Source organism: Pseudarthrobacter sp. 10T415 (genome assembly GCF_056394175.1).
Genome location: NZ_JBFTHJ010000033.1, coordinates 1 through 9,561 on the forward strand (window position 1 = coordinate 1; position 9,561 = coordinate 9,561).

At 56.1% G+C, this 9,561-nt stretch carries 7 protein-coding genes and 2 pseudogenes; 5 read left to right on the forward strand and 4 right to left on the reverse strand.

Features of this window, described 5'->3' with window-relative positions; translation table 11 throughout:
• Positions 1-197: 197 nt before the first annotated feature.
• Positions 198-329 (reverse strand): hypothetical protein, encoded by a 132-nt coding sequence (locus tag AC1DBN_RS21125; protein WP_477724156.1) that lies wholly within the window; start codon positions 327-329, stop codon positions 198-200.
• 1,120 nt (positions 330-1,449) lie between these two features.
• Here AC1DBN_RS21125 and AC1DBN_RS21130 point away from each other — a divergent pair.
• Both AC1DBN_RS21130 and AC1DBN_RS21135 read left to right on the forward strand, forming a co-directional pair.
• Positions 1,450-1,803: a hypothetical protein gene (locus AC1DBN_RS21130; RefSeq protein ID WP_477724157.1), complete on the forward strand. Its 354-nt coding sequence runs from the start codon at positions 1,450-1,452 to the stop codon at positions 1,801-1,803.
• The gene (locus AC1DBN_RS21135) at positions 1,800-2,228 is read left to right on the forward strand and encodes a hypothetical protein (protein ID WP_477724158.1); all 429 of its coding nucleotides are present in this window, start codon (positions 1,800-1,802) and stop codon (positions 2,226-2,228) included. Before AC1DBN_RS21130 ends, AC1DBN_RS21135 begins: the two co-directional genes overlap by 4 nt.
• Before the next feature lie 13 nt (positions 2,229-2,241).
• Here AC1DBN_RS21135 and AC1DBN_RS21140 read toward each other — a convergent pair whose 3' ends face one another.
• Positions 2,242-3,033: a type II toxin-antitoxin system Phd/YefM family antitoxin gene (locus AC1DBN_RS21140; protein WP_477724159.1), complete on the reverse strand. Its 792-nt coding sequence runs from the start codon at positions 3,031-3,033 to the stop codon at positions 2,242-2,244.
• Positions 3,034-3,269: 236 nt separating this feature from the next.
• Positions 3,270-3,422 (reverse strand): annotated as a pseudogene (locus AC1DBN_RS21145) (DUF4193 family protein); the annotation flags it as partial.
• A 5-nt stretch (positions 3,423-3,427) separates the two neighbouring features.
• Between AC1DBN_RS21145 and AC1DBN_RS21150 the strand changes: the two are divergent.
• Positions 3,428-3,908: pseudogene (locus tag AC1DBN_RS21150) on the forward strand (recombinase family protein); the annotation flags it as partial.
• 734 nt (positions 3,909-4,642) lie between these two features.
• Here the strand turns inward: AC1DBN_RS21150 and AC1DBN_RS21155 are convergent.
• On the reverse strand, positions 4,643-6,982 hold the full coding sequence (locus AC1DBN_RS21155; protein ID WP_477724160.1) for a hypothetical protein: 2,340 nt from the start codon (positions 6,980-6,982) through the stop codon (positions 4,643-4,645).
• A 475-nt stretch (positions 6,983-7,457) separates the two neighbouring features.
• Between AC1DBN_RS21155 and AC1DBN_RS21160 the strand changes: the two genes are divergently transcribed.
• Together AC1DBN_RS21160 and AC1DBN_RS21165 are read left to right on the forward strand one after the other, a co-directional pair.
• Positions 7,458-8,027, forward strand: a complete 570-nt coding sequence (locus AC1DBN_RS21160) for a hypothetical protein (protein ID WP_477724161.1) — start codon at positions 7,458-7,460, stop codon at positions 8,025-8,027.
• A gap of 383 nt (positions 8,028-8,410) precedes the next feature.
• The gene (locus tag AC1DBN_RS21165) at positions 8,411-9,292 is read left to right on the forward strand and encodes a hypothetical protein (RefSeq protein WP_477724162.1); all 882 of its coding nucleotides are present in this window, start codon (positions 8,411-8,413) and stop codon (positions 9,290-9,292) included.
• The last annotated feature ends 269 nt before the right edge of the window (positions 9,293-9,561 follow it).

Sequence of the window (9,561 nt, forward strand, 5' to 3'; positions counted from 1 at the left end):
AGACGGTACCCGGCTTCTTGCCAACATCTTTGACGATCTGCAGGCCCCACACGCTCTCTGCCGACAGCAGCGCCTCAAGGACCAGTGTGGTCGCCGGCGTAACCCGCCCTAAGTTCTCCATGGGACAAATCTAGCTATATAGATTTAGACGTCAAGCAGGTCTACCTTGATTACTGATACTCACGTGGCGGCAACCACTAGAACGAGCGGCCGGCGTTCCTGTGGTCGCGCGAAGGTTCGGACTCCAGGCCATGCAGCCATCCCACCGGCACAGTGAGAGTCTGAACGCCGGGCAGCGAGACCACGGACTCGTCGTCCACTGAACGCACATGTCCAACAATGTCGCAGGACCCCGCCGGCAAACCAAGTTCCGCCGTCTGCCCGATACTTAGCGGAAGAACTACATTCGTGCGGTGCACTATCCGGATCCCATGGACGGTTTCCGGCGACCGGGATTTATCCATGCCGAGGACAGAGGGTTCAAACCAGCAGCCCCGGAGCATTGCCAAATCCAACCGATCATTCCAGGATTCGTCAACGAGCTTGGACAGCAGCGGCAGGCGCTGCGGGACTTCGACCCGATACGTCTCACCAACGTGAACATCTTTGTTGCGCGCAAGGCCAGATTGCGCGCCGGATCGACGTCTTGTCCAGAGGCGACAGTGAGCTTAGCCGGCAAGCCGGGCCCGTCATCCACGGGCAATATTGAGGCCCCTTTCGGGCGTCTCTCCCGGCCATCTGCAAACGCCGATAACCGACGTTATGTAAAGCTGGCGCTAAGAGGGGCTCCCCCGGAGGCCTCCAGCGACGCCCTCGGACGACTCTCGGGACTTGGTCACAGCAGCCATTCGCCAAGTGTCCGGCGCATCTGCGCGGAATTGGCGAAGCTCCAGTCAAATAGCGGTTGACCGGAGCTCCGGTCCATTATGTGCGCCTGAACCTGAGAATTCCCTGAGAGCCGGGACACGTCGACTCTGAGGCGGCAAGTTATGTAAAAACTGCTACATCGAGAGGCAACAGCTTCCGTTGGACAGCCGCGCGAAACTAATGAATGTCAAAAGGATCCGTCGGGGCAGCCTCTGCTGCGGCTAGCCTGTTAGACCTGCCTTATATCGTTCTGGCGCACTCGACATGGTGGTCTATATCAGGCACCCAAAGGACCTCTGGTGGCACCAGAGCAACCACTAAAGCTTCTGGGGTGTGTAGATCGGCTCCCAATAACGCCTCCATTCCGGTAGCCCTAGGTGAATCGTATTTCACGATCGCGCAACGGCTCCATGGTAACTGGCATGCCGTGGGATAAAGCGAGAAGTAGCGGCGCAGCAATAGGCCCCCATAGGGAACTGCGCATAGTAAACTAAGCAGAATGTCTAAGCGCCTGGCGCCAAACAGGCCGGAACCACAACACGAGCCCAGTGGTTGTGAACATCGAACTCGAGGTGGATGCCGATGGAGCGCTACGTAGAGATTTCTGTGATCGAAGAAGATCCGGATGGATCCCCATCCATCTTGATAACAACGGACCTGCCAAACGAACCAACTCTGAAGAAGTACTACAGATTGTTGAAACTGGTATCCGACTCTGAGATTCTCAGTGGCACTCGCCTTGAACTTGCACGGGAAGCTAATGGTTCTTGGATTACTTTTGCACTCGGTGACAGGTACGTGATGGGTTTACTAGATAAGGGAAAACCTGATTTCTGGCCGCAAGGCCTAGGTTTAGGACATCTCTATGTCGCTAGGATCATGACGGCTTCTGAAGCGGACAGGCTCGTCGCTGAAGGTAGAAATCCACTGATATGAAGACATTGAATGTCGTGATCACCGTTGTACAAAATGCCGTCGTACCAGCAGTTACGGCCGCGTTATGTTTTTTATGGGATCCCAAAATGCAGGGTGCAGAGCAGGTCACCTTCTTCTCGCTGATGGCACAGGTCCTGGCCACGTTGCTTATAGCAATAGCTCTGCTTCCTCGCTTTAGAGGAGCCCCAGCGATTCACTGGACTACGCTGCTTTGGGTTGGCGTGGGCGAAGGCCTGGCGATCTTCAGTGCGGTTCCTGCTTGGTCCGCGCTCCTGTGGCCGGGTTCTTTTGCAATTGTTCTTTCGTCGGCAGCCGCCACTATTTTTGCTCTCGTGGCATCTGTAGGACCCGCGAATGAAAAGAGTCAAAGGGCGGCGAACATTGAAGATCTTGCTACGAATGCAAAGCGCCTAGACCCCAACTAACAGCTTCGTCGGTTCAAGGGTGCTTCAAAAGACTCCGGCCGCGCCGCCCCTCTTCCTTTCCGAACGCATCGCTTGGAGAAAAGCCTGCAAGTTTTGCAAATAAGACGCCCCCTCTGAGTTCCGACTCAAAGGTCTCCTCTATATCGTCAGGAGCCGCCCTTTTCGCGTTGAGTACAAGTTCCGAATTTAGCTCATAAACGATCTTCCGGGCCGATTCGAGCGCAGTCGTTTCCCGTGAGTTACTTGGGTTTGCCGCTTTTTTACGCCGAGGAATTTTTCTGCCAAGGCTAGACGAAAGCTCAGCCCGCGATGTCACCCGCTTAAGTTCATTCAAGTAGCTAACTTCGACTAGTACAGAATTCAGTTCCCGAATTCGTTCAACCCATTTGTCATCGGGCCGCGAGTCAAGCCCGGGTCGGGTGACGGAGTTGATGGCGTTCTCAGTAATGTACTCGGTCGTCTTTGCGATGCTTACAGAAACGTCGTCACTACCAGCTTCAGCATCGATCGCCGTGTCCAAGGCTGGTTCTAAATGGTCACCCTGTGCTCTCGCCGGTTCGTTCAAAGCGTCTGATAGTGATCTGGCGCCCCCGTTAGCGATAACTCGTTCTGCCTTTCGTTGCATCTCTGCGACTTCGGGGTTCGACGCTAACAGTAAAGACTCTGCCTGTTCTTGATCAATCGGCATTAAGGCAGCAAACGGCCGGCCATTGCGCGTGACGACCATTGGAGTCCCGTCGGCCTCTAGCGCGTCAAAAACCCGCTTGGAGTCGCGTACCAGATCCCGCATAGTGATCGTAGCCATAAACAGTCGCTCCTTCGGCGTCTGACACTGTCTGACAAGCGTCTGACATAAGAGTCTAGCAAAAGAGGATTGTCCTAGGAAGAGGGCAATCGTCTGACTTTGCCCTCTTCCCTTGTCGCGCCGCCCGCTTTTCGCGGGCACTCTCCCACCCTTTATAAAACGCCCATAATCTCGTCACTGTCAGGCAGCGCAAGACGAGAACCGGGGCTCCCTGCTGATGGCGTGACAGAGGATAGCTAACCCTCGCACTCGATGCAGTGGGACTGTCCTCTGCTTTCGCGTGCCAGTCGGGACCGGTGCCGTACCAGGAAGCAGGAAGAACAAGTAAACTCGTCCTTGCCCTGCGGGATGACCTGAACAATGAGTTCCTCGGAGACGATTTCTCCACCGGTGTCAGGCCTTCGCGGATATGGCATCCGGAAGGGACATGGCGCGGCCGCAGCTCACAGAACCGCTGCGGTTCGCTCGCGACGGGGACACCGTCGTTGTTCGCAGCATGGATCAGCTCGCTCGAAACCTCGACGACCTGCGCGTCCTCGTCCAGGGACTCACCCGACGAGAAATCTGCGTCGAGTTCATCAAAAAGCAGCTCGTTTTACCGGGGATGACTCCCCATGGCGAACCTTATGCTCTCGGTCATGGGCGCTTTTGCCGAATTCGAATGTTCGCTGATCAGGGAAAGCCAGCGGGAAGGCATCGCAGAGGCCCGGCAGCGCGGCATGTACAAAGGAAGGACAAGGACTTTGACGACGGAACGGGCGGCCGAATTGGTCCAATGCGCCAACAGCGGTATCTCGAGAGTCGTCCTGGCTCGGGATTATGGAATCAGTAGAGAAACGGTCTATCAGTATCTGCGGCATGCCAAAGTGGAGTGAAAATCTGACCGCCGGCACAGGCGGTAAATGGACACCGTTCGAACTGGAGCCGGAGGGCCATCTTATGCATCCCCTTTCACGATAGCTCATGCCAAAGCAGGTGGTTATCGTAATCGCCAAAACGGGCAAGCTGCTGGACGCCGACTCCCTCTACACCTTCACTCAGGTTAATCTCGGTCGGCAAGACCGCACACTCGCTTCACGAAGCGTCGATGTGTTCGTGGTCCCTGCCGCCCAACGTTGGACAGACGGAGCTTGGCCGTCTCCAGGTTCATGGAAACCGTCCAGGCAATCTCTTCCACTATCTTTCGAATCACCTGAAATTCTCTCAGCCAAGTCACCTTCAACAGTACTATCGGGATGGTTTTACCGCTGGATACAAGGCCGGGCGTGCGCATGCCGATCTTGGCCGCCCGGATGATCCGTCTCGCGGGATGGCCGGACATCCCCAGGTTGAAGTCGGGGGCATTGAAGTCGACGAACTGATGTCAGTGCCACCGACTTAGCGGCACAAGGGACGTCAGTGGTCGGCGGCCGCGTAGCGGAACCTTACTGCTAAAGCCGCGTCACTCCCCCAGACTCGACTGGCTGATAGCCGACGTCAGTAGTTGCCCTATTTAGGCAACCAGCTCGGATGTACTTCCCCGACCATTCATTTACGTCGCTGCCGATGCTGCACCGGAAGGCGTACTCCCGATACATCACCACTCCCAAACCCGCCTCGACCTCTGCGCTTAGCTTTCGTTGGTAACCGACTCGATAACGTCAGCGTCTTTCCAAGATTCATTGACCTTAGGACCGGTTAGGCCGCTTTGGGATTGAAACTGTTCCTTCGTCAACCCGCTGCGCTGAGCCGCGGCCGCCGCGCCGGCCCGCCGCAGACGTTCCTCGTCTGACGCCGGATCAGCAAAGAATTTCGCGTCGCGCAAGAGGGCTTTTACGCTGTCCGCACTAAGGCCAAGAGTTTGAGCAATTTCTCGCCGGGTAAAACCTGATGACTGCAGTTCCAAGGCGCGGCGGCACCGTTCTATTCGTGCCTTCCTAACGTCTGAGTTGAAGGTATTGCGTCCCGATGCGTTTTGGCTCCGTTTCTTTTCCCTAGGCGCGGCTGGTTCGGATTTTAGGATGGGTGACCAGACCCACGACGTGGTTGCTGGAGTGAAGGCGGGCAACCAAGCTGCGAACGCCAGCGGAAGTGTGGATAGGTCCCGCTCGGTCAGTTCGACCAGTGTCAGTCCCTGTCTTTCCGCGAGCAACCGCTTTTCTTGCATCTTTGCCGCGTAGGCCGGATTGTTAGGTAGTCCCCACAGCTCAACGAAGGTGCCATCGGACAGTATCCAGTCGGCCCGTCGCCGCCCTAGTGGATTGAGGATGGGATCTATTGGATAAGCGGGCTCACGCTCATGCTCAATACCCGATTGATGCATGAAGTCGCACACTGCTTTTTCGCCCATCGAGAGACATCGGTGTCCGTCTCGGGCCCTTATAAGCGTGCCCCTGCTCAACCGCAAGCCATTCTCCGCCAGGCCTCCCTCCTCTAGGAGTAATGTCCATGGAAACTTGCCACGCTTTATCGCGAAGCGCAGCAGCAGAAGCTTGTCTATGACATCTGGTTCTAATGAAAGAAGCGGATCAATGTGCAGAGTCGCTAGTTGCCCTTCCAACATTGGTTCATCATCAAATTCGAATTCTGCTATTTGTTTCAGAGCAGCGGCTGCTCGGGGTCGGTTGGCGAAAACACCCTCGCTGGCGAACTCCAGGCATTGCTGGCAGTAGGCAAGCGGTTCGGGGCATAGGGAAGTCACTACAGTCCAGGCTGCCTGACCGCACAGCCTGCAGCTACCTTCTTTGTCACCCAGTGTGTGTTTTCCGAACAGCAGACGACGCTGTGCGACATGGGACTCGTGCAACTGGAACAGTTGCTTGGTCTCGCCTATGGCACCCCGAGTTATTTCATAGTCTTTCACCTCTATGGCTTCTGCGGGCAGCACCTGTTCCAAACCCGCGGCGCGAACCGATGCAATCAGCTGACGGGTCATCCGCTCAGCGGCCTTGTCACGCTTTCTTTCGGCTTTTCGTTCACGATCGTCTTGGCTGAACTCGTCAAAGGGAATGTCTTCGGTCAGCTTCCAGGGCCGCCGGGAGATTCCCAGTTCGGTTACTTTCAGCCCTACCCGTGAGGCGTAGCAGAGGGCAGGCCCGGCAAGCCGGCTGTCTTCGATCCACAGCTTTCCCGTTTTCGGGTTCCACCGAGCCATGGGTGAAACCGGTGGGAAAAGGTACACCTCACCCCGTGCATCCATGCGAAGGTTAGGAACGCGGGTTATCGGCCAATCAGACTCGAGCGGAATGCTCTGCTGGGCCAATGGCGCGGCTACCCGGATGCGTGCGTCCGAAAGGAGCTTCAGTACGTTGTCTCTGTCTCGTTCGTCTTCGAGAAGCAAGACGCCTCGGTGAATTTCTCCAACTAGGCGGTCGGAGTCCCGGTCTCGAAGTTCGATCAGGCGCCCACCCCTGCCGTAGCGCGTGGTGAGATCCAGCGCTACGGCAGGGGCTTGATCGGCCCCGAAGTTCCTCAGGGCTTGAAGAGCACTGTCCGTTTCCGCTGATGGACGTGTGTGGGTTCCCGAGTCGTCATATCCGAGAAACTTGTCTATCGCTCTTGCCAACTCTGCTGGGTCCGGCAGGTCTAACTCGAGTCCATAGTGGGTGGCGATTCCAGTACAGCTAAGTTCGGCACCGCCCAAGGCGGTGGAAAGGTCGGCGAGGCGTGTCATGCCTATCCTTCTCAGCTGGTTTTCATAGAGGTAGCCGAAAAACCTCTCGTCGCGGTCACCGCCATAATGATCGGGGGCTGCTATGGAGATGGCGTTTGAGTTGTAGTCGTTGTCTGGGCGGTGGATTAGCGCAAGCTCCACTGGGATGCGCTCTCGTTGTCGGGGCCTGCGGCCCACTACGCGTTTCTTGAACTGCTTGATCTTCTCTGCCGCGTCGTTCCATTCAGCAAACCCCCAGGGGTCTCCCCCGGTTGGCAGAACAGCCTTCCCGCTAACTAGTTCAATTTTGTAGGACAATTTTCCGGCTTACTCCCGTGCTCCCCCAGGAAAGCGAACGAGCCAGTAATGACCGGACGTTCAGACCCAGAACGCTAATACTTACGATTTACTGCTTACCTTAACCGTTCGCAAAGCGTCAGGTTGTCATCTCCACTCGTCGGCGTATTTGCGTGCCATCGTTCTCGCGTGGCTTGGAGATCCGCGATCATAGTCACTGGGCCATTCCGATCTTGATTGCCTCTCCATGATCGGTCGTCCCAGTAGGCATAGGAGCAAAACCCGGAGTCCACGAACTCGACGGCGACCAAATACACCTTCTGCCAGACTTTCCCGCGTCCCCAGTGCTCGCCTTCGAGTTAGTACTATGGCCGAAGCGACGGGAACATCCCACAGGGAAAGCTCGGCTTAGTTATCGTGACTAGAGCAACGCGACAGTCGGCTCTTTCGTGCCTTCCGATGCGGCACGACGACGATCTAAAGGATCTGAATTTTCATGGAACTACCCCCGGAAGTACTGCAAGTTGGAGTGAACCTCACCGAGAGCATGGCGCGTAACGGTGCGACCATGATTATGAATAAGGTTCGAGCGGCGCGGGAGTCAGGGCGCCAGGAGGAATCGATCGCCGCGCTGGAAGAGATCATCAATGACCTTCTGGCAGACAAGCAGGAACTAGTTTCCATAGCCCAGTCTTACAAGGCAGAGCTGATCTCTCAGCAGCTCACCACCGGCGATGTTCGCTACATCGTCGAAACCCTGTTTCCGCTTGTAAAGCAGCTCGTGGAAGCCAGCTCCGGAGGAGATCCGGAGAAGCTGAACCAGCTCGAGGCGATGAAGCCGTTCCTATCGGTAGAGACGGTCAACGTTCTGCAGCTGCTCGGCTTCAACTTCCGTAAGGCTATTGGTGAACCGTTGACGGCGCTTTGCGAAAGCTTGATTCTCACGCAGGTTAACCGCTCAACAGAACTTCAACTCGAACAGTTGAAAAATCAGCAGGCGTTGGTGTCCTTAGCCCTCGATGAGGCGGCGTTCAGTCGCTTCAATGCGCTTATGGGTCGAGCCTGACCAAACCCCGGTACCTCGCCAAAACAGGGTCCTCCGGCGGCCGCGAAACCAGCTTCCGACATTAGAGAGTGCAGGTCTGGCACCGGTGCAAAGCCATCTAGATAGGTCCCGGTCCTCCCATGACTCCAACTCTCGCAAGAGCGGGAAATCGGCGGCAGGTGAACTATTCTCTCGTCTGACTAAGGCCTAGACGGAACGCTAAAAACGGACGTTATGTGAAGCTGGCTTTTTAGTCTTCAGATGATGCCTATTTCGGGTTGTCAACCGTCGGCTTCTAAATCCTTGGTGCCGCCGCTGGGATCGGAGGCTTTTTTCGAGCTGGGTTTCGCCGGCCCAAACTGGCCCTACAACCTAGATAACGCTCTGGCGCTACGATCGGGGGTATGAGAACGTGCGTCTTCTGTGGTGGATTGCCTCTGACGCGGGAACACGTCTATCCGCAGTGGCTGCAGCATTTCTCCGCCCCGCGGGCATATATCGAGCGCGAGGGCTCTCACCAAGGTCCATTTCCCCAAACAGTAGTACGCCAGAATGCGATGGGGCAGTATGTGGTGGTGGACGAGGTCAGGGGAAACAGAACTCCGATCTTGCATGAAGTCACGGTTAAGTCGGTTTGCGCAACATGCAACAACGGCTGGATGTCGACATTGGAAAATTCTATTCGTGGGCCATTGAAGAAGATGGCTGATCCGCCCAACCCTGTTCCCCACTTGGTAGACGCTCAAACCAGAACCCTGCTTGCCGCATGGGCGCATAAATGCTTCCTGATGTACGACCAGTATCGAGATCCCCGTGATCGAGTCTTCGTCGAAGAGGATTTCGTCGCATTCAAAAATTCTCAGCGCCCACCCCAGACAGCGCGGATCTACATGGGTATCACCAACTCTCCGATCTCCACTTTCGCAATGTGGCACGAAACGCATCTACTCGTCCTTGACCTTGAGGCCGATCCGCAAACTGCATTGGTCACTTATTCACGCAACATGGCCAGCTCACACCTCGGAGTCCAGGGTGTCTACTTCATCCAGCAGTACTTCAAGCCCGATATTCCGTGGACTCCTGCCGCCCGACGCGCAATTGACCTCGCAGCAATGGCGGCCGCGGAAGCGACACCTGCTAGGCAGATATGGCCCCCTAAGAGCAAACCTTTCCACTGGCCGCCTCGGCTAACTTCCGACGAACAACTCGAGTATGCAAGAACGGCCTTGTTTCACATCATGAACAGTCTCCCGTCGCTCGCGAAACGAGAAGGTTCCGAGCAATAGGCGCGATCTCATTCCTGTTCGGGCTGTACCTTACAGTCCAAAGTCATTCTTTGTTTGCGGCCGCTATGCCACATCCGCCAGACGCCTAGCTGTCTACGAAGATGCGTTTATGCAGCATGTGTGTCAATGGCCATTAGATTCTGCCCACGGGCGGCCAGTTGATGTGCCCGCTTGTGGCCAGTAAAACTGCCCGGTGATGGCCAACAGATCTGCCCACTGATTGGTTTCGGCGGGGTTGGCCATCGTTTGGGTTGGTCAGTTTAGTCGGG

What these genes read in the sequence shown, in the direction of transcription:
- AC1DBN_RS21140 (WP_477724159.1), bottom strand. Translation starts at nt 3,033, where the DNA reads ATGGCTACGATCACTATGCGGGATCTGGTACGCGACTCCAAGCGGGTT.
- AC1DBN_RS21165 (WP_477724162.1), top strand. Translation starts at nt 8,411, where the DNA reads ATGAGAACGTGCGTCTTCTGTGGTGGATTGCCTCTGACGCGGGAACAC.
- AC1DBN_RS21160 (WP_477724161.1), top strand. Translation starts at nt 7,458, where the DNA reads ATGGAACTACCCCCGGAAGTACTGCAAGTTGGAGTGAACCTCACCGAG.
- AC1DBN_RS21130 (WP_477724157.1), top strand. Translation starts at nt 1,450, where the DNA reads ATGGAGCGCTACGTAGAGATTTCTGTGATCGAAGAAGATCCGGATGGA.
- AC1DBN_RS21135 (WP_477724158.1), top strand. Translation starts at nt 1,800, where the DNA reads ATGAAGACATTGAATGTCGTGATCACCGTTGTACAAAATGCCGTCGTA.